Raw genomic sequence first — 18,648 nt, 5'->3', positions numbered from 1 at the left:
CTTGAGTGCGGTCACTCAGGGTTGTCTGCGAGTGATCTCGCCGCCCGGGCGCAGTGGGCGAGCGCCGAGCGGGCATAAGCGGGCGAAGCGCCCGCAAGTCCGCACGTGGGGGTGAGGACCACGGACTCGCTGAGAGTCCCTGGTGTCAGCCCCAGCCTGCGCCACAGCGTCCTGACACCCATGACGCTACCGGCAGGGTCTGACAATCGGCTGTCCACGCCCGGCACCACGCCTGCGAACAGCGTCGTACCGCCCTCGACGGCCTCCCCGATCACTTCCTCCTCACGCTCGGTGAGCAGCGAGAAATCGAACGAGACGCCCGTGACACCGGCGCGCCGCAACAGCCCGAACGGCACCTCGGGCGCGCACGAATGGACGACCACGGGACCGCCCTCCGCCACCGCGACGAGATCACGCAGCGCGCCCTCGACGGCCACCCGGTCCACGGCCCGGTGGGTGCGGTAGCCGCTCGCGGTCTTCACCCGCCCCTGGAGCACCGCCGTCAGCGACGGTTCGTCGAGTTGCAGCACGACCTGGGCGCCCGGCACCCGCCGCTGTACGTCGGCGAGATGGCCGCGCAGCCCCTCCGCCAGGGACGCCGCGAGATCCCGGCAGGCGCCGGGGTCGCCGAGGGCCGCCTCGCCGTTGCGCGTCTCCAGCGCGGTGGCCAGGGTCCACGGGCCGACCGCGGAGACCTTCAGCGGCCCCTCGTAGCCCTGGGTGAACTCCTCCAGGGCGTCGAGATCCTCGCCGAGCCAGGAGTGGGCGCGGCGGGTGTCCCGGCCCGGCCGGTCGCTGATCCGCCAGCCGCTGGGCTCCACATGGCCGTAGACCTCGACGAGCATCCCGAGGGTCCGCCCGATCATGTCCGCGCCCGGCCCCCGGGCCGGGAGCTCGGGCAGATACGGGAAGGACTCCACCGATCCCGTGACGGTCTTCGCCGCCTCCCGCGCGTCACCGCCCGGCATCGATCCGACCCCGGTCGCCGCGCCCGCGGCCCACTTCTGCGTGCTGTTCTCGCTCACCCAGGAAGGGTATGCGGCGGTACGGCCGGCGGGGTGCGCCAGGTGTGCGGACGAGCCGGCCGTCGCGATGGGGGGCGGGGTACGTGGTGCGTGGCGGAGCCGGCCGTACCGGTGGGCGGCGAGGTGCGTCAGGAGGGGAGGCCGGGGCGGCCCGTAACGCTGCCGCCCGCCCCGCCCGAAGACGTACGGCGGTCGCGCTCGGGTGCGTACGGCGGTCAGGCTCGGGTGCGTACGGCGGTCAGGCTTCGGTGCGTACGCCCGGCACACCGGGCGGGTACGTCCCCCACGCCGGGCCGGGTACCCCTCATACCCGGGTACCCCTCATACCCGGGTACCTCTCACGCCTCGATACCCCTCACGCCTGGGTGCGGATGCCCAGTCGGCCGGCCAGCGCCGCGACGGCCAGCGCGCCCGCCGTCAGGACGAAGGCGTAGGCGGCGCCCTGGTAGCCATCGCCCGCGCCCGTCAGTACGGCGCCCATGCCGGCGATGCCGACCAGGGAGCCGATCTGGCGGTTGGCGTTGAGGGTCGCGCTGCCGATGTCGGTGTGCTCGCGGCCCGCGGCCGCCATCAGGACGCCGGTCATCGCCGGGGCGCTGACCCCGCTGCCGACATTGGTGAGCGCGAGCACCACCGCGAGCACCCAGTAGGGCAGACCGGGCGTGAGGAGCAGGAACAGCAGGACGTAGCCCGTGGCGGAGAGCGCCAGCGCCCCGGTGAGCGCGGCCCGGTTGCCGATCCGCGGCGCGATCCGGGCATAGAGCATGTTGCCGGCCGGGATGACGAGGACGGCCGGCAGCATCTGGAGCCCCGCCGTCACCGGGCTCGCGCCGCGCGCGGTCTGGAGGAAGAGGCCGAGGACGAACAGCGCCCCGTAGAAGGCGAAGTTGAAGAGGAAGCCGACCACATTGGCCGCGGTGAAGCTGCTGTCCGCGAAGAGCGCGACCGGCAGGATTGGGGTGCGGGCGGCCCGCTCACGGAGGAGGAATCCGGTGAGCGCGAGTGCCGAGACCGCGAAGGCCCCCAGGACGAACGGTGCGGACCAGCCCTTGTCGGGCCCTTCGATGAGCGCGTAACTCAGCGACCCGAGGGCGAGCAGGCCCAGGACATGACCGCTGCCGCCGAGCGCCGTGCCCCGGGCCGGTACGGCCGCGACGAACCGCCGGGTGAGCAGCAGCCCCGCGATGCCGATGGGCAGGTTGACGAGGAAGATGCTGCGCCAGCCGAGGGTGCCGACCAGGAGGCCGCCGATGGTCGGCGCCAGGCCGACGGAGGTGGAGACGATCGCGGACCAGATGCCGAGGATCTTCGCCCGGCGGGCCGGCTCGGGGAAGGCGTGCATCAGCAGCGACAGCGAGCTGGGCATGAAGAGCGCCGCGCCCACGCCCTGGACGAAGCGGGCGGCCACCAGGACGACGCCGTTCGGCGCGACGGCGCCCAGCAGGGACGCACCGGTGAACACGGCGAGCCCGACGAGATAGATCCGGCGGGCGCCGAACCGCTTCGCCAGCGACCCGGCGAGCAGCAGCAGCGCGGCGAAGGCGAGGACATAGCCGTCGACGACCCAGGTGAGGCCGGACATGCTCAGTCCGAGCCGGGCCCGTAAGTCGGTGGCGGCGACATTCATGATGCCGGTGTCGAGGCTCGCCATCACGAACCCGAGTGCCAGGACGAGGAGTTGGATGCCGCTGCGGGAGCGCGGCCGCGGGCCCCGGGCGCCGTCATCGACCCGGTCCGGGCTCGCCGTCACGCCCGGCGTCGCTTTCTCAGTGATCATTGATTTAGTTAAAGCTGTAGCTATCTACTCCCGCAATGATTACAGCTATAGCTTTACTGAACGCATACGAAAGAGGCCCCGGGACGTCCCGGGGCCTGGGGCTGATCCGAAAGACACGCGCTCGGTGCAGCAGTACGTTCGCCGACATACGTACGCCGACGGGGTCAGTCGCCCCGTCCCAGCGCCTTCAGCAGGTCGTCGCGCAACGCGGCCCGCTCCTCGTGCGACAGATGATCGAGCGGCGAAGCGGTACCCATCCGCCGCAGCAGATCCAGCCGCAACTCCCGCCCCGCATCGGTGAGGACGAGCTGCTTGGCCCGCCCGTCCAAGGGGTGCGGACGGCGCACGACCATGCCCTGCTTCTCCAGCTTGGAGATGACATAGGTGACATTCGGCGGCTCGCAGCACAGCACTCCGGCCAGCTCCCGCGCGGTCTTCGGCTCGCCGAGCTCCTCCAGGGCCTTGGCCTGCGTCGGCGTCAGATCGAGCTCGGCGATCCGGCTGCGCTGATGGGCGTCCAGCCGTCGGCCCAGCTCCGTCACGAGCCCCCGGATCTCCCGGAACCCGCACCCCGCCGCCGCGGTCGACTTCGCTTCAGTGGTCACTCATGCAGCGTACGTCGCCGCGGCGGAAAGCTTCCGGGGCCGGCGCCCCGGTTCTCAGCGGCCGGGCCGCACCGACACGTCGTTCATCTCCGCGTCCCGCGGCAGATCGATGGCCGTGAGGATGGCCGTCGCGACCGACTCCGGGTCGATCCAGCGGGCCGGGTCGTACTCCTTGCCCTCCTGCCGGTGGGTGCTCTCCTGCATCGGCGTGGCCGTACGTCCCGGGTAGACCGAGGTCACCCGTACGCCGTTGTCGTGCTCCTCCGCCCGCAGCGAGTCGGCCAGCGCCTTCAGACCGTGCTTGCTCGCGGCGTACGCGCCCCACTGGGCGTTCGCACGGAGCCCCGCACCGGAGTTGACGAAGACGACATGCCCCTGGGCGACCCGTACCAGCGGCAGCAGCAGCCGGGTGATCTCGGCGGGCGCGACCAGGTTGGCGGTCAGCTGCCGCTGCCAGGCCTTGGCCGGCAGATCGCCGACCGCGCCCAGCTCGATGACGCCCGCGATGTGGTGGAGGGAGTCGATCCGGTCCGGCAGCGGCTGCTGTCCGAACGCCCAGGACAGCTTCTCCGGGGTGGCGAGGTCACCCACGAGCGTGCGGGCACCCGGGAACTGCGCGGCCAGCTCCTTGGCCCGGACGGCGTTGCGCGCCAGCAGCCACAGGTCCTCCCCGCGCTCCGCGAGCCGCCGTGCGACCGCCGCTCCGATGCCCGATCCTGCGCCCGTGATCAAGTGCGTACCCATGGGGCCGATCCTAACGAGCGGGCGACGGGGACGCGGGGTGCGGGCGCTCAGGCCTGGATGCCCGCTTTCTCCTCCAGGTAGGCGAGCGCGCCGACACCGTCCGCCGCGAAGAAGACCAGGTCGGTGAGCGGAATCGGCAGGAACCCCTCCGACTCCATCCGCTGGAACTGCTCCTTCAACCCGTCGTAGAAACCGGCGGTGTTCAGCAGCACCACCGGCTTGGTGTGCATCCCGTGCTTGCGCAGCTCCAGGATCTCGGTGGCCTCGTCCAGCGTGCCCGTACCGCCGACCATGATGACGATGGCGTCGGCGCGGGCCAGCAGTTGCGCCTTCCGTTCGGCGAGGTCCTTGGTGACGACCATCTCATCGGCGCCTTCGCGCGCCTTGTGCCGCAGGAACTCCACGGACACGCCGATCAGCTTCCCGCCGGCCTCCTGCACCCCGTCGGCCATGACCTTCATCAGGCCGGTGTCCGAACCGCCCCAGACCAGCGCATGCCCGCCCTTGCCGATCAGCTCGGCGAACCGGCGGGCAGGGACGACATACCGCTCGTCGAGGTCGGCGGCGGAGCAGAAGACACAGATATTCATGCGGTCACCTTACGAGCCGGGGCCGCGAAGCCGGGGCGCTCGCAGCTGCCGCGAGGCTCTCCCCAAGACTCCGAGGCTCTCCCCCAGGCTCCTCCGAAAGGTCTCCCCCGCCCCCTCCCCCCTCGCCCCCGTCGGGGGAGGGGGCGGGGGTGGGTTCGGGGGTGGGGGGAGCTGAGGCCTCAGCTGCTGAAGCCGGCAGACGCGACGCCACCTTTCTCAGGAGACGCGAAGCCGCTTTCCTCAGGAAACGCGACGCCGCTTTCCTCAGGAGACACGAAGCCGCCCCGGCAAACGCCAAGTCGCCCCGCCCCCCCGCCCCGCCTCAGATCAGTCCCTGGTCCAACATCGCATCCGCCACTCGCTCGAAGCCGGCGATGTTGGCGCCCGCGACATAGTCACCGGGCAGCCCGAAGCGTTCCGCGGTCTCGTAGCAGCGGTGGTGGATCGAGCGCATGATCGTCGCGAGCTCGCCCTCCGTACGCTCGAAGGACCACGCCTCACGCGAGGAGTTCTGCCGCATCTCCAGCGCGCTGGTCGCCACACCGCCCGCGTTGGCGGCCTTGCCGGGGCCGAAGGCCACACCGGCCCCCTTGAGGAGCGTCACCGCCGCCGGAGTGGTCGGCATGTTGGCGCCCTCGGAGACCGCCTTGACGCCGTTACGGATCAGGACCCGGGCGGCGTCCGCGTCCAGCTCGTTCTGGGTCGCCGACGGCAGCGCCACATCGCATGCGACATCCCACACCCGCCCACCGGGGACATACCTGGCCGACAACCCGCGCCGCTCGGCGTACTCACTGATCCGGCCGCGCTCGACCTCCTTGATCTGCCGCAGCAGCGCCAGATCGATGCCCTTCTCGTCGACGACAAAGCCGCCGGAGTCCGAGCAGGTCAGCACGTTGGCGCCGAGCGCCTGCGCCTTCTCGATGGTGTAGATCGCGACATTGCCGGACCCGGAGACCACCACCTGCTGGCCGTCCAGCTCCTCGCCGCGCTGCTTGAGCATCTCCTCGGTGAACAGCACATTGCCGTAACCGGTGGCCTCCGTACGGGCCTTGGAGCCGCCCCAGGCCAGCCCCTTGCCGGTGAGCACACCGGGCTCCCAGCGGTTGGTGATCCGCCGGTACTGGCCGAAGAGATAGCCGATCTCCCGGCCGCCCACGCCGATGTCGCCCGCCGGTACGTCCGTGTGCTCGCCGAGATGACGATGCAGCTCCGTCATGAACGACTGGCAGAAGCGCATCACTTCGGCGTCCGACTTGCCGTGCGGATCGAAGTCGCTGCCGCCCTTGCCCCCGCCGATGTTCAGCCCGGTCAGGGAATTCTTGAAGATCTGCTCGAAGCCGAGGAACTTCACGATCCCCAGATTCACGGACGCATGGAAACGCAGACCGCCCTTGTACGGGCCGAGCGCGCTGTTGAATTCCACCCGGAAGCCCCGGTTGACGTGAATCGCTCCGGAATCGTCCTGCCAGGGGACCCGGAACATGATTTGCCGCTCCGGCTCGCAGATCCGCTCCAGGATCTTCGCGTCGGCGAACTCCGGGCGGGCCTTCAGTGCGGGCGCCAGCGTCTCCAGCACCTCGAGAGCCGCCTGGTGGAACTCGGGCTCCCCGGGATTCCGCCGGACCAGCTCGGCGTACAGGGATGCCGGCCCGGCCGTATGAACGCCGGGCTTGACCTCAGATTGAACAGTCGACATGACTTCCGTTCCCTTCGTGGCCGCGGAAAAGGCCGTCTGTGGTCCGGACCCTGACGAGCCCTCACAAGTGCAACAACTCCCTGTGAGTCCTTATCGTCACCATTCTTCGACCCGGCAACCTTTGACGTCCCGTCGCGTTGCCGACTTTATGGGCGGCACCCCGCCGATCGACTGTGGGATGCGCGACACGGCGTTCCCGTACGCAATTACGCCAAGCCGCTGACGTCCCCGGCGCACCCCTCCCCCAGCCCATGTCCGCAGGTCAGCGCCTCGCCACCGCCCGTCTGGCACCGCTCGCCGCACCGCCCGCCCCCCTTTCCGGCAGGCGCTGTGCGACACCTCACAGTTGACCGGCGCACACCTTCTCGCACCTCATGGGCCCCGCGCGCCCCGCCCCTCGCCCCTCCCCACACGCCGACCGGCGGACGTTGCCGTCCTTTCCGTCACGAGCTGTTTGCGACGCCGTGGATGACAGCCGGCGCGTCACAGGACCGGCCGGGACCAGCCCACCCCCGTGATGCGGCTGGTCCCGGCCCGCCCGGCCCCTGGGCGCCTCAGCTTCCCGTCACGGCCGGCACGGGGACGGTCCCGCCCGCTCCCGCCGCACCCACCCGGTCGCCGGCGGCGCGCTCCGCCTCGGCCTCCGCCTCGGCCCGGACCATCTTCTCCATGGGTTCGGCGCAGCTGCCGCCCGCAACGACCATTGCCAGCAGGATGGCGACCACCATCAGCACGGACCCGAGCCAGACCATCGTGTGCACCGGAACGGTGTAGGCGCCGATCACCCGCGCCACGCACTCGACGAGCAGCACGGTCCCCCATATCAGCGAGAACCTCCGCTCGGCCCTGCGGAACGGTGCGGACCCGGCCGCCAGCCGGTCCCAGGCGGCGCTCCTCGCCGCGATCCCCTTCGTCACGAACGGCTTGAGCCCAGCGGTCATCAGGGGTTTCCCCAGGAACACGGAGACGATCATCGCGATGCCGACGACACTGCTCACCCCGCTGTCCTTGGCGAGCATCAGCCGCGGATCGCCGGTCATCGTGCTCATGGCCAGGCCCACGACATTGACGACGAGGATCAGCAGCGCGAGGCCGTTGACCCCCGTGCGCCGCACCAGGGCCCAGACCGTACGCAACGCCGGCACCACACTGCTCCAGCCCAGCGCCGCGACCTCGCTCAGCCCGAACCCGTCCCTGAGGAGGTAGTACGACGCCAGGGGTATCCCCACGTCCAGGACCAGCGGCAGCAGGCTCTGCGCCAGCGGACGGGAGCCCGTGCCGTCCGCGACGCCCTGACTCCGCTCAGGGCTCCGGCTCCGGCTTTCGCTCCGGCCCCAACTGTCGCTCTCGCTCCGGCTCTCGCTCCGGCTCCGGTTCACGGCGGCTCCCCCAAGGTGCTCTCCGAACAGCGTCTTCCTCGACGCCTTCAGCTTCGGGCACGGCCACGCGCGGCAACAGTTCCGACTGTCCTCACTTCCCCATGACATTTGTCAGTTGCGGGCGCCGCGCAGCGCATGGGTTGGGGCATCGGCCGGCCCATCGGCCAACCGCCGCGGGCAACCGCCGCTAGAGAAAACGGAACGCGCGCTCCGCCCCCCACACCTGCTGAGGCGCTCCCTACCTGCTGACGAGCGCCTCTCAGGCCCCCGCCCGCACCCGCCGCTCCGTGGAGGCGATGGTCGCCGAGCCGACCACCCGGCTGCCGTCGTACAGCACGATCGCCTGGCCGGGGGCCACGCCACGGACCGGCTCCGTGAACGTCACCTGGAGCTCGGTGCCGTCCACCAGCTCCGCCGTGACCTCGGTCTCGCCGCCGTGGGCGCGGAGCTGGGCCGTGTACGTCGCGGGGCCCGCCGTCGGGGGGCGGCCGCACCAGCGGGGGCGGATGGCGGTCAGCCCCGTGACGTCGAGGGCATCGACGGGGCCGACCGTGACGGTGTTGTCGACCGGGGAGATGTCGAGGACATAGCGCGGCTTGCCGTCGGAGGCCGGGTGGCCGATGCGCAGGCCCTTGCGCTGGCCGATCGTGAAGCCGTACGCGCCCTCGTGGCTGCCCAGGACCGCGCCGGACTCGTCGACGATGTCGCCGGGGGCCGTGCCGAGCCGCTTGGCGAGGAAGCCCTGGGTGTCGCCGTCGGCGATGAAGCAGATGTCGTGGCTGTCCGGCTTCTTGGCGACGAACAGGCCGCGGCGGGCGGCCTCTTCGCGGATCTCCGGCTTGGTGGTGAGTGTGTCACCGAGCGGGAACATGGCGTGCGCCAGCTGGCGGTCGTCGAGGACGCCGAGGACGTACGACTGGTCCTTGGCCATGTCGGAGGCGCGGTGCAGCTCGCGGGTGCCGTCCTCGCGCAGGACGACCGTGGCGTAGTGGCCCGTGCAGACCGCGTCGAAGCCCAGCGCCAGGGCCTTGTCCAGGAGCGCGGCGAACTTGATCTTCTCGTTGCAGCGCAGGCAGGGGTTCGGGGTGCGCCCGGCCTCGTACTCCGCGATGAAGTCGTCGACGACATCCTCACGGAAGCGTTCGGCGAGATCCCAGACGTAGAAGGGGATGCCGATGACGTCGGCGGCGCGGCGGGCGTCGTGCGAATCCTCGATCGTGCAGCAGCCGCGGGCGCCGGTACGGAACGACTTGGGGTTCTCGGAGAGCGCGAGATGCACGCCCGTCACGTCATGGCCGGCCTCGGCGGCGCGGGCCGCGGCAACGGCGGAGTCGACACCACCGGACATGGCGGCGAGTACGCGGAGGCGGCGGGGAGCGTCATCAGTCATAGCCAGTCCAGAGTAGACGGAACCGCCGACAGGGCCGAAAGCGTTATGCAGCGCATGGGGAAAAGGGACGGGGAACGGGGCGGAGACCAGGGTGCCGCGCCCGGCATCACGCGGCGGCGGGCGTTGTGGATCGGGGGCGGCGGGGCGGTGGCCGCCGGGGTCGGGGCGCTCGCCGCGCAGGGCGAGCTGGCGCACTGGTGGTGGCGGATGCCGGGGAACGAGAAGCCTCGTACGGCGGGGGCGGTGGATTTCCGGGGCGCGCAGTGGGTCTCGGCGTCCTCCGAGAACTACCGGCGGGCGGACCGGCCGGCGGATTACGAGATCGACCGGGTGGTCATCCATGTCGTCCAGGGCAGCTATGCGACCGCGCTGGATGTGTTCCGGGACCCGGACCACGAGGCCGCCGCCCACTACGTGGTCCGCAAGGACGGGCATATCGCCCAGATGATCCGCGAGCTGGATGTGGCGTTCCACGCGGGGAACCGCGGCTACAACGAGCGGAGCGTCGGGATCGAGCACGAGGGGTACGTGGACCGCCCGGAGTCGTTCACGGCGGCCATGTACGCGTCGTCGGCACGGCTGACGGCGGCGATATGCCGGCGGTACGGCTTCCCTGCCGACCGGGAGCACATCGTGGGGCACGTGGAGGTGCCGGGAACGGATCACACGGATCCGGGGCGGCACTGGGACTGGGGCCGGTATCTGGGGCTCGTACGCGCCGAGCTGCGCAAGCCCGTACCCAAGCCCGTGAAGTCCGCGGAAAAGCCCGCGGGCAAGCCGTGACCCGGGCCCGCACTCCGCCCCCGTACCCGGGCCCGCGCTCCGCGCCCGTACCCCAGGCCTAGCTCAGGCCCGCGCTCCGCGCCCGTTCCACGACCGGGCCGATGGCCTGGGCCAGTGCCGCCACGTCCTCCGTGGTGGAGGTGTGACCCAGCGAGAACCGCAGGGTGCCGCGGGCGAGCTCCGGTGACATGCCGGTGGCCAGCAGGACATGGCTGGGCTGGGCGACGCCGGCGGTGCAGGCGGAACCCGTGGAGCAGGCGATGCCCTGGGCGTCCAGGAGGAGCAGCAGGGAGTCGCCCTCGCAGCCGGGGAAGGAGAAGTGGGCGTTGGCGGGGAGACGGCCCGCGGGGTCCGGGTCGCCGCCGAGGACGGCGTCGGGGGCCGCAGCGCGCACCGCCTTGATCAGGTCGTCACGCAGGGCGCCGATGTCGCGGGCGAAGTCCTCGCGGTGGGCGGCGGCATGCCGGCCGGCGGCGGCGAAGGCTGCGATGGCGGGGGTGTCGAGGGTGCCGGAGCGTACGTGCCGCTCCTGGCCGCCGCCGTGCAGCACCGGCACCGGGGCGTACTCGCGGCCGAGCAGCAGCGCGCCGATGCCGTACGGGCCGCCGATCTTGTGGCCGGAGACCGTCATCGCGGCGAGCCCGGAGGCGGCGAAGTCGACCTCCAGCTGGCCGAACGCCTGCACCGCGTCCGCGTGCAGCGGTATGTCGAACTCCCCGGCCACCTCGGCCAGTTCACGGACCGGCTGGATGGTGCCGATCTCGTTGTTGGCCCACATGACCGTGGCGAGCGCGACATCGGCGGGGTTGCGGGCGATGGCCGTGCGCAGCCCCTCGGCGGGCACCCGGCCGTAGGTGTCGACCGGCAGCCACTCGACCCGGGCGCCCTCGTGCTCGGCGAGCCACTCCACGGCGTCGAGGACCGCATGGTGCTCGACGGGGCTGGCGAGGACGCGGGTGCGGGCCGGGTCGGTGGCCCGGCGCCACCAGTACAGGCCCTTGACCGCGAGGTTGTCGGCTTCCGTGCCGCCCGCGGTGAAGACGATCTCGCTCGGGCGTGCGCCGAGCGAGACGGCGAGGGACTCGCGCGCCTCCTCGACGGTACGCCGGGCCCGCCGGCCGTCGGCGTGCAGCGAGGACGCATTGCCGGTGACGGTCAGCTGGGCGGTCATCGCCTGCACCGCCTCCGGGAGCATCGGGGTGGTGGCGGCGTGGTCGAGGTAAACCATGGTGCGCACGATTCTACGAGCTGGCGCGGCGGGCTCCGGGGGCGCATGCGCAGCGCGCGGGAGCGCCGTGCGCCGGGGAGCCGTCAGCCGCTCGGCCCCGGGCTCCGGCAGGTGACGCGCGGGCGGGGACGCTCCCGTTTCCCGCGGCCCGCCCCCTCGACACCCCTGTAAGGAGTCACTAGCCTGACACTCATGACGCAGTGGCTCTTGGACCGTACGTTCCGCAGCGCGTCCGGCGACGAGGTGCGGTGGGCGGTACACGGCGAGGGACCGGCGGACGCGCCCGCGGTGGTCCTGCTGCACGGCACGCCGTTCTCGTCGTACGTGTGGCGGGGCGTGGCACGCGCCCTGGCCGCGCGGCACCGGGTGTTCGTCTGGGACATGCCGGGGTACGGCGCCTCGGAGATGCGGGAAGGGCAGGACGTCTCGCTCGGCGCGCAGGCCCGGGTGTTCGGAGAGCTGCTGGCGCACTGGGGGCTGGACGGGGAGACGGACCGGCCGGCCGTGGTCGCGCATGACTTCGGCGGCTGTGTCGCGTTGCGGGCGCATCTGCTGCACGGTGCGCGCTATGAGCGGCTGGCGCTCGTCGACCCGGTGGCGCTGGCGCCCTGGGGCTCGCCGACGTACCGGCTGCTGGGCGGGCATCCCGAGGTGTTCGGGCAGCTGCCGCCGGAGCTGCACCGGGCGCTGGTGCGCGAGTACGTGTCCTCCGCGAGCCATCCGGGACTGCACCCGGCCGTCCTCGACCGCCTGGTCGAGCCCTGGTGCACGCCCGAGGGACAGCCGGCGTTCTACCGGCAGATCGCCCGGAACGACCAGCGGTTCACGGACGAGATCCAGCCGCGCTACGGCGAGATCGAGCTGCCGACGCTGATCTGCTGGGGTGCGCAGGACAACTGGATCCCGGTCGCGAAGGGGCACGAGCTGGCCTCCCGCATCCCGGGCTCCCGCCTCCAGGTGATCGAGGGCGCGGGACATCTGGTGCAGGAGGACACACCGGCGGAGCTGACGGCGGCATTGGCGGAGTTCGTGCGGACGGGACGGTAGGCCCGTCGGGCCTGATCCAAACGTCAGGCCCTAGTCCTGCAACAGCGCCCGCGCCAACTGCCGTGACTGGGCGACCAGTCGGTCCTCGGAGTCCCAGACCTCCGCGTCCTCCTCCAGGAAGCCGCCCGCCAGGTTGCGGGTGGTGATGGCGACCCGCAGCGGGCCGGGGGCCGGGCGGCGGCGGATGTGGGCGGTCAGCTCGACAGTGGGCACCCAGCCGGACAGGCCCATCTCGAAGGCGGTGGGCGGCAGCGCGTCGACGGTCAGCAGGAGGGAGAGCGGGTCGGGCTCGCGGCCGTCGGCGAGGCCGAACCAGGCGCGCATCTCGCCCTTGCCGGAGGGGGCGCCGACGGCCCAGCCCGCGGTCTCCGGGTCCAGGCGGAGGGCGAGCCGCTCGGCGATGGCCGTACTGCCGGGGATCGCGGGGCGGCCGTCGGGGGCGCTGTCCGTGCCCAGGCAGTGCTCGTACGGGGGGATGGCCGGGGGTTTGGCGGTGGTGCGGATGTCGTCGGGCAGCGCACCGAGGTCGCCGTACGCCGCGAGCACCCGCAGCCGCTCGATCTCGCTGCCGTCCTCCGCGAACTGGATGAGGGAGGCGGTGCCGGTCGACATCGTGCGGCCGGTGCGGACCACGTCGGTGCGGATGACGGCGGGGCCGGGGACCGAGGCCGTCAGATAGTGCGCGGTGACGGAGAGCGGGTCGGGGTGCGGGAGGGCGTCGCCCAGGGCGCGGCCCATGAGAGCGAGGAGATAGCCGCCGTTGACCGCCTGGATGATGGTCCAGCCGGCGGAGAGGTGCGCGTCGTACACGCCGGGGGCGCGGCGGGTGACCGCCGTATCGCGGTCGAACTCGCTGTTGCCTTGGGTCACCAGAGCCATGGGTTGCACGCTACACCGGATAGTTACCGACCGGTAGTGTCAAATTTAACGGCCTCGAACGGAAGCTCTCCTTCCGCGCCTGCGATGATGTGCGCCATGCTTCACGTGCTCTACCTGGTCGGCGTGGCCGCCTTCGCCGCGAGCGGGGTGCTGGCCGCCTATCGCGCCAACATGGACCCGTTCGGCGGCCTGGTGCTCGCCTTCGCCGCCTCCATCTCCGGCGGCACGCTGCGCGATCTCATCCTCAACCGGCAGCCGCTGTACTGGACGCACGACTGGGTGCTGCTGACCGTGATCATCTGTGTCGGTGTCGGCACCATGGCCTATCTGCGGTTCTGGCAGCTGCCGCACAAATCACTGCTGGTGGTCGACGCGATCGGACTGTCCGTCGTCACCGTGATCGGCGCCCGCGCCGCGATCGATGCGGGCGCCACCCCGCTCGCCGTGATCATCCTGGCGGTGCTGACCGGAGTCGCCGGCGAGGTCATCCGCGATGTGCTGTGCGGGGAGTTCCCGCCGCTGCTGCTGCGCGAGGACGTCTATGCGATCGCCGCGCTGGCCGGCGGCTGCTGCTATCTGCTGCTGCATCACCTCGGCACCGGCGCCACCCCCGCCGCGGCGATCTCGGCGGGGGTGGTGTTCGGCCTGCGGATGGGGGCCGTCTACCTCGGGCTGCATCTGCCGCGGCCGCAGCAGCTGCGCGACCGCGGCGGGCGGCAGGACACCGACTGACGGCCGCGCGACGGCCCCGGGGCCCGGGGTCCTACTCGCCCGGCAGCGGCGGCTTGCTGTCCGTGTTCAGCCAGGCGGCGAAGAGATCGTCCAGCTGCTGCCCGGAGATCTTCTCGGCGAGCGCGATGAACTGGGCGGTGTCCGCGTTGCCGTAGCGGTGTGCGGAGGTCCAGGCCGGCAGCAGCTTGAAGAACGCCTTGTCGCCGATCCGCTCGCGCAGCGTCTGGAGCGTCATCGCGCCCCGGGTGTAGACCGCCTGGGCGAACATGGTGTCCCGCTGCGGATCGGCGACCTTCACCTTCCAGAAGGCGTCACCCGCCGGCCTGGCGTCGTACGCCTTGCGGAAGGCGTCATGGGCGCTCAGGGTGCCCTTGTGCTCGGCCCACAGCCACTGCGCATAGCTGGCGAAGCCCTCGTTGAGCCAGATGTTCTTCCACTGCCTGACCGAGACCGAGTCGCCGAACCACTGGTGGGCCAGCTCGTGGACGATGGTCGTCTCGTTGCGCACGGCCGAGTAGGCGGGCTTGGACTGCACCTCCAGCGAGAAGCCGGCCTGCGGCATGTCGTCGACGATCGCCCCGGTCTCCTCGAAGGGGTACGGGCCGAAGACCTTCGACCAGTAGTCGGTGGCCTCGGCGGTGACGCCGTAGACGTCGACGTTGCCGGCCGGCAGGGTCGGGTCCGTGGCGACATAGATGGGCGTGCCGCCGGGGGTGGTACCCGTACGGACGTCGAACTTGCCGATGGTGGCGGTGGCGAGATACGTCGCCATCGGGCGGCGCTCGCGCCAGTGGGCGTACGAGCGGCCGTGCGCCTCCCCGGAGTTGACCAGCCGGCCGTTGGAGACACCGGTCAGGCCCTTGGGGGCGTCGATGCGGATGTCGTAGGTGGCCTTGTCGCCGGGGTGGTCGCTGGAGGGGAACCACGTCGAGGCGGCGTTCGGCTCGCAGGCGACGAAGACGCCGTCCTTGGTCTTCATCCAGCCGTAGTCGGAGCCGAAGACGATCGGGCCGCTCAGCGGCTTGGGGACGCCGTGGTAGGCGACGGTGACGGTGAACTTCTTGCCGCGCCGCAACGGGAAGTCGGGCCGTACGGATATCTCGTCGCCGGATCTGGCGAAGTGCGCCCGCCGGCCGTTCACCCGGACCGAGTCGACCGTCAGCTTCTGGAGGTCGAGGTGGAAGGCGGAGAGGTTCTGAGTGGCCCTGGCGGCGAGTGTGGTGCGGCCGTCGAGGCGGCCGCTGCCGGGGTGGTAGCTGACGCCGAGGTCGTAGTGCAGGGCGTCAAAGCCGCCGTTGCCCAGCTCGGGGAAGTACGGATCACCGATGCCCGGGGCACCGGGGGACGCACCGGGCGCGGCGGCGATCGTGGCGGCCGAGGCCACCGCGGTGGCCAGCGCGAGCCAGCGGGAGGTGCGACGTGCGGAACGGGAGAGTGCCATGAGCCATCCCTTCGGACACACGGATGAAGTTCGCCTCAAGATCGAACAACCGTGCTGACTCTGCACTCTCCCGCCGCTTTTCACCCAGGACTTTGCCAAGTCCCAAGTGTTACTTGCCGGTTGCCACCGCTCCGGCCGCCGGAGCCGCACCTTCCGCGTTCTCCGGGTGGTGGCAGGCCACCTGGTGTCCCGTCCGCAGCGCGACCAGCGGCGGCTCGGTGGTGGCGCACACCTCGGTCGCCTTCCAGCAGCGGGTACGGAACCGGCAGCCGGAGGGCGGGTTGATCGGCGAGGGCACATCGCCCTTGAGCAGGATCCGGTCGCGCTGGGTGCGCCGCTTGGGGTCGGGCACCGGCACGGCGGACAGCAGCGCCTTGGTGTACGGGTGCATCGGCGACTCGTAGAGCGCCTTGCGGTCGCTCAACTCCACGATCTTGCCGAGGTACATCACCGCGATCCGGTCCGACACATGCCGGATGACGGAGAGGTCGTGGGCGATGATGACGTACGTCAGGCCCAGCTCCTCCTGGAGGTCGTCCATGAGGTTGACGACCTGCGCCTGGATCGACACGTCCAGCGCGGAGACCGGCTCGTCGGCGACCACCAGCTTGGGCTTGAGCGCCAGCGCACGGGCGATGCCGATGCGCTGCCGCTGGCCGCCGGAGAACTCGTGCGGATAGCGGTTGTAGTGCTCCGGGCTCAGGCCCACCAGCTCCAGCAGCCGCTGCACCTCCTTCTTCACCCCGCCCTCGGGCTCGACGCCCTGGAGGCGGAAGGGGGTGGAGACGATGCCGCCGATGGTGTGCCGCGGGTTCAGCGAACCGTACGGGTCCTGGAAGATCATCTGGACGTCGCGGCGCATCGGGCGCAGCCTGCCCGGCGACAGATGGGTGATGTCCTGGCCCTGGAACTCGATGGAGCCGCCGGTCGGCTCGTCGAGGCGGGTGATCAGCCGGCCCATCGTCGACTTGCCGCAGCCGGACTCGCCGACGACGCCGAGCGTTTCCCCGGGCCGTACGTCGAAGTCGATGCCGTCGACCGCCTGCACCGCCCCGACCTGCCGCTTGAGCAGGCCCTTGGTGATCGGGAAGTGCCGGACCAGACCGCGGACCTTCAGCAGCGGCTCGGCGTCGGAGGAGGACTCCGCGGAACGGTCCGCCGGGGCGGCCGTCTTCTGGAGCGGAATCTTCTTGTTCTGGTCGTCAGTCGTCTCGGTCACAGCTTCGGCGCAATCTCTTCGGTCCAGATACGCTCCCGCTCCTCCTGCGACATATGGCAGGCGGAGAAGTGCCCGCCGCCGGCCTGGCGCAGTTCGGGACGGACCGTACGGGTGAGGTTGTCCTTGGGCACATCCGCGTACGGGCAACGGGGGTTGAAGGCGCAGCCGGACGGGACGTTGATCAGGCTGGGCGGGGATCCCTTGACGGGGATCAGCCGGTCCGTCTGGTCACGGTCGATACGCGGCATGGAGCCGAGCAGACCCCAGGTGTAGGGGTGCTGGGGCTCGTAGAAGACCTTGTCGGCCGGGCCGCGCTCGATGCACCGCCCGCCGTACATCACCAGCAGGTCGTCGGCGAGCTCGGCGACCACACCGAGGTCGTGGGTGATGATGATGACCGCCGAGCCGAACTCCTTCTGGAGATCGCGGATCAGGTCCAGGATCTGCGCCTGGACGGTGACGTCCAGTGCGGTGGTCGGCTCGTCCGCGATCAAGAGCTCCGGGTTGTTGACCAGCGCCATCGCGATCATGGCGCGCTGGCGCATACCGCCGGAGAACTGGTGCGGATGGTCGTCCACCCGCTTGTCGGGCTGCGGGATGCCGACCCGGTCGAGCATCTCGACCGCCCGCTTGCGCGCGGTCTTCTTGTCCACGTCGTTGTGGACGCGGTAGGCCTCCACGATCTGGGCGCCGACCGAGTAGAAGGGGTGCAGGGCGGACAGCGGATCCTGGAAGATCATCGCCATCTCGCGGCCGCGCAGCCGGCGCACCTCGTCCGGTTCGGCGGAGACCAGCTCCTTGCCGTCCAGCCAGATCTCGCCGGACATGTTCACCTTGCTGCGCTGCTGGCGCGAGGCACGGTGCAGGCCCATCACGGCGAGCGAGGTCACGGACTTGCCGGAGCCGGACTCGCCGACGATGCCGAGCGTCTTGCCCTTCTCCAGGGTGAAGTTCAGCCCGTCGACGGACTTCACGAGCCCGTCGTCGGTGTTGAAGTGCACCTTCAGGTCCCGCACTTCGAGGAAGGATGAAGAGGGCCGGGAGCCGGCCGCGGTGGGCGCGCCCACGACGGCCTCGGTCTTGTCCTCGGAGGAGTCGGTCACGAGAGCCTCACCCGCGGGTCGACGGCGGCGTACAGCACATCCACCACCAGATTGCATATGACGATGAAGAACGCGGCGAGCAGGGTGACGCCGAGGATGTTCGGGAGGTCGTTGGCGTTGATCGCCTCGACGGCGAAGGCACCGACTCCCTTGAGCGAGAAGACCTGTTCGGTGATCAGCGCGCCGCCGAGCAGCAGGCCCAGGTCCATGCCGAAGACGGTGATGATCGGGGTGAGCGCGGCCCGCAGACCGTGCCGTACGACCACCTTGCGCTCGCGCAGGCCCTTGGCGCGGGCCGTACGGATGTAGTCCTCGCTCAGCGTCTCCAGCATGCCCGCTCTGGTGAGCCGGGCGTAGAGCGCGGAGTAGAGGAAGGCCAGGGTGACCCAGGGCAGGACCAGGGTCCGTGCCCACAGGAACGGATCGTCCATCAGCGGCACATAGTCGCTGCGCTCGAAGATCGGCCACTGGTAGGTGAACAGCGCCAGTGCCAGGGCTCCCGTGAAGAACATCGGGAGGGAGACGCCGGCCAGGGCGACGCCCATGGCCATCCGGTCGAAGAGCGAGCCGGGGCGCAGCGCGGAGAGCACGCCGGTGGCGACACCGGAGACGACCCACAGCACGGCCGCGCCGGCGGCCAGGGAGAGCGTCACCGGAAGCCGGGACTGGATCTCCGGCCAGACCTCGATATGGGTTTTGAAGGAGTAACCGAAGCACGGCACATGGCACTTGGCGACTTCGGGACCGAATTTGTAGTCGACGCCGACGAAAATGCCCTTGAGGAAGTCCCAGTACTGCTCGTACACGGGCTTGTCCAGGCCGAGATTCTTCTTGACCGCGGCGATGTCCGCAGCCGTGGGGGCCTTTCCGATGTACTGCTGGGCAAGCTGGTCGGTGCTCTGCCCGGCCAGCTTCGGCAGCAGGAAGAAGATGCCGAAAGTGACCGCGCTGACGATCAGCAGCAGGATCACTGCGCTGATCAACCTGCGGATGATGTACGAGAACAC

At 70.8% G+C, this 18,648-nt stretch carries 17 protein-coding genes; 3 read left to right on the top strand and 14 right to left on the bottom strand.

Going from position 1 to position 18,648, the window contains the following annotated elements; all coding sequences use genetic code 11:
* Positions 1 to 11: 11 nt before the first annotated feature.
* From M8I34_RS05810 to mnmA, 8 genes are all read right to left on the bottom strand, one after another.
* Positions 12 to 1,025 (bottom strand): methionine synthase, encoded by a 1,014-nt coding sequence (locus M8I34_RS05810; protein ID WP_244418585.1) that lies wholly within the window; start codon positions 1,023 to 1,025, stop codon positions 12 to 14.
* Positions 1,026 to 1,380: 355 nt separating this feature from the next.
* On the bottom strand, positions 1,381 to 2,802 hold the full coding sequence (locus M8I34_RS05805) for an MFS transporter (protein WP_250048218.1): 1,422 nt from the start codon (positions 2,800 to 2,802) through the stop codon (positions 1,381 to 1,383).
* A 164-nt stretch (positions 2,803 to 2,966) separates the two neighbouring features.
* The gene (locus M8I34_RS05800; protein ID WP_244420205.1) at positions 2,967 to 3,344 is read right to left on the bottom strand and encodes a MarR family winged helix-turn-helix transcriptional regulator; all 378 of its coding nucleotides are present in this window, start codon (positions 3,342 to 3,344) and stop codon (positions 2,967 to 2,969) included.
* A 117-nt stretch (positions 3,345 to 3,461) separates the two neighbouring features.
* Positions 3,462 to 4,151 (bottom strand): SDR family oxidoreductase, encoded by a 690-nt coding sequence (locus M8I34_RS05795; RefSeq protein ID WP_053209787.1) that lies wholly within the window; start codon positions 4,149 to 4,151, stop codon positions 3,462 to 3,464.
* Between the two features lie 47 nt (positions 4,152 to 4,198).
* Positions 4,199 to 4,741 carry a TIGR00730 family Rossman fold protein gene (locus M8I34_RS05790; protein WP_250048217.1) on the bottom strand — a complete coding sequence of 181 codons (543 nt, stop codon included), beginning with the start codon at positions 4,739 to 4,741 and terminating at the stop codon, positions 4,199 to 4,201.
* 322 nt (positions 4,742 to 5,063) lie between these two features.
* Positions 5,064 to 6,440, bottom strand: coding sequence for an NADP-specific glutamate dehydrogenase (gdhA, locus tag M8I34_RS05785; protein ID WP_250048216.1), 1,377 nt, complete (start codon positions 6,438 to 6,440; stop codon positions 5,064 to 5,066).
* A 554-nt stretch (positions 6,441 to 6,994) separates the two neighbouring features.
* Positions 6,995 to 7,702 (bottom strand): VC0807 family protein, encoded by a 708-nt coding sequence (locus tag M8I34_RS05780; protein WP_250048293.1) that lies wholly within the window; start codon positions 7,700 to 7,702, stop codon positions 6,995 to 6,997.
* A 376-nt stretch (positions 7,703 to 8,078) separates the two neighbouring features.
* The gene (gene mnmA, locus M8I34_RS05775; protein ID WP_250048215.1) at positions 8,079 to 9,209 is read right to left on the bottom strand and encodes a tRNA 2-thiouridine(34) synthase MnmA; all 1,131 of its coding nucleotides are present in this window, start codon (positions 9,207 to 9,209) and stop codon (positions 8,079 to 8,081) included.
* A gap of 54 nt (positions 9,210 to 9,263) precedes the next feature.
* On the opposite strand from mnmA, the gene M8I34_RS05770 reads away from it, so the two are divergent.
* Positions 9,264 to 9,992, top strand: a complete 729-nt coding sequence (locus M8I34_RS05770; protein WP_250048214.1) for an N-acetylmuramoyl-L-alanine amidase — start codon at positions 9,264 to 9,266, stop codon at positions 9,990 to 9,992.
* A gap of 58 nt (positions 9,993 to 10,050) precedes the next feature.
* Here the strand turns inward: M8I34_RS05770 and M8I34_RS05765 are convergent, their stop codons facing one another.
* Positions 10,051 to 11,220, bottom strand: coding sequence for a cysteine desulfurase family protein (locus tag M8I34_RS05765; protein ID WP_250048292.1), 1,170 nt, complete (start codon positions 11,218 to 11,220; stop codon positions 10,051 to 10,053).
* Positions 11,221 to 11,412: 192 nt separating this feature from the next.
* Here M8I34_RS05765 and M8I34_RS05760 point away from each other — a divergent pair, with 192 nt between their 5' ends.
* On the top strand, positions 11,413 to 12,267 hold the full coding sequence (locus tag M8I34_RS05760; protein ID WP_250048213.1) for an alpha/beta fold hydrolase: 855 nt from the start codon (positions 11,413 to 11,415) through the stop codon (positions 12,265 to 12,267).
* 30 nt (positions 12,268 to 12,297) lie between these two features.
* On the opposite strand, the gene M8I34_RS05755 is transcribed toward M8I34_RS05760, so the two are convergent.
* Positions 12,298 to 13,146: a thioesterase family protein gene (locus tag M8I34_RS05755; protein WP_030982125.1), complete on the bottom strand. Its 849-nt coding sequence runs from the start codon at positions 13,144 to 13,146 to the stop codon at positions 12,298 to 12,300.
* Between the two features lie 96 nt (positions 13,147 to 13,242).
* On the opposite strand from M8I34_RS05755, the gene M8I34_RS05750 reads away from it, so the two are divergent.
* Positions 13,243 to 13,878: a trimeric intracellular cation channel family protein gene (locus M8I34_RS05750; RefSeq protein WP_250048212.1), complete on the top strand. Its 636-nt coding sequence runs from the start codon at positions 13,243 to 13,245 to the stop codon at positions 13,876 to 13,878.
* Positions 13,879 to 13,909: 31 nt separating this feature from the next.
* Here M8I34_RS05750 and M8I34_RS05745 read toward each other — a convergent pair whose 3' ends face one another.
* From M8I34_RS05745 to M8I34_RS05730, 4 genes are all read right to left on the bottom strand, one after another.
* Positions 13,910 to 15,319, bottom strand: coding sequence for a M1 family metallopeptidase (locus M8I34_RS05745; RefSeq protein ID WP_250048211.1), 1,410 nt, complete (start codon positions 15,317 to 15,319; stop codon positions 13,910 to 13,912).
* A gap of 109 nt (positions 15,320 to 15,428) precedes the next feature.
* Entirely contained in the window at positions 15,429 to 16,538 is a 1,110-nt protein-coding gene (locus M8I34_RS05740; RefSeq protein WP_244418595.1) for an ABC transporter ATP-binding protein, read from the bottom strand.
* Positions 16,535 to 17,641 (bottom strand): ABC transporter ATP-binding protein, encoded by a 1,107-nt coding sequence (locus M8I34_RS05735; RefSeq protein ID WP_250048210.1) that lies wholly within the window; start codon positions 17,639 to 17,641, stop codon positions 16,535 to 16,537. Before M8I34_RS05735 ends, M8I34_RS05740 begins: the two co-directional genes overlap by 4 nt.
* The gene (locus M8I34_RS05730) at positions 17,638 to 18,648 is read right to left on the bottom strand and encodes an ABC transporter permease (RefSeq protein ID WP_244418596.1); all 1,011 of its coding nucleotides are present in this window, start codon (positions 18,646 to 18,648) and stop codon (positions 17,638 to 17,640) included. The genes M8I34_RS05735 and M8I34_RS05730 overlap by 4 nt, the downstream gene beginning before the upstream one ends.

It is taken from the genome of Streptomyces sp. MCA2 (genome assembly GCF_023544705.1).
Lineage (GTDB): Bacteria > Actinomycetota > Actinomycetes > Streptomycetales > Streptomycetaceae > Streptomyces > Streptomyces decoyicus.
This window is presented reverse-complemented; position numbering and strand designations above follow the sequence as displayed.

Bases quoted from the DNA above. Each gene is read 5' to 3' on its own strand.
- M8I34_RS05805 (WP_250048218.1), bottom strand. From the start codon at position 2,802: ATGATCACTGAGAAAGCGACGCCGGGCGTGACGGCGAGCCCGGACCGG.
- M8I34_RS05795 (WP_053209787.1), bottom strand. From the start codon at position 4,151: ATGGGTACGCACTTGATCACGGGCGCAGGATCGGGCATCGGAGCGGCG.
- M8I34_RS05790 (WP_250048217.1), bottom strand. From the start codon at position 4,741: ATGAATATCTGTGTCTTCTGCTCCGCCGCCGACCTCGACGAGCGGTAT.
- gdhA (WP_250048216.1), bottom strand. From the start codon at position 6,440: ATGTCGACTGTTCAATCTGAGGTCAAGCCCGGCGTTCATACGGCCGGG.
- mnmA (WP_250048215.1), bottom strand. From the start codon at position 9,209: ATGACTGATGACGCTCCCCGCCGCCTCCGCGTACTCGCCGCCATGTCC.
- M8I34_RS05770 (WP_250048214.1), top strand. From the start codon at position 9,264: ATGGGGAAAAGGGACGGGGAACGGGGCGGAGACCAGGGTGCCGCGCCC.
- M8I34_RS05765 (WP_250048292.1), bottom strand. From the start codon at position 11,220: ATGGTTTACCTCGACCACGCCGCCACCACCCCGATGCTCCCGGAGGCG.
- M8I34_RS05760 (WP_250048213.1), top strand. From the start codon at position 11,413: ATGACGCAGTGGCTCTTGGACCGTACGTTCCGCAGCGCGTCCGGCGAC.
- M8I34_RS05755 (WP_030982125.1), bottom strand. From the start codon at position 13,146: ATGGCTCTGGTGACCCAAGGCAACAGCGAGTTCGACCGCGATACGGCG.
- M8I34_RS05750 (WP_250048212.1), top strand. From the start codon at position 13,243: ATGCTTCACGTGCTCTACCTGGTCGGCGTGGCCGCCTTCGCCGCGAGC.
- M8I34_RS05745 (WP_250048211.1), bottom strand. From the start codon at position 15,319: ATGGCACTCTCCCGTTCCGCACGTCGCACCTCCCGCTGGCTCGCGCTG.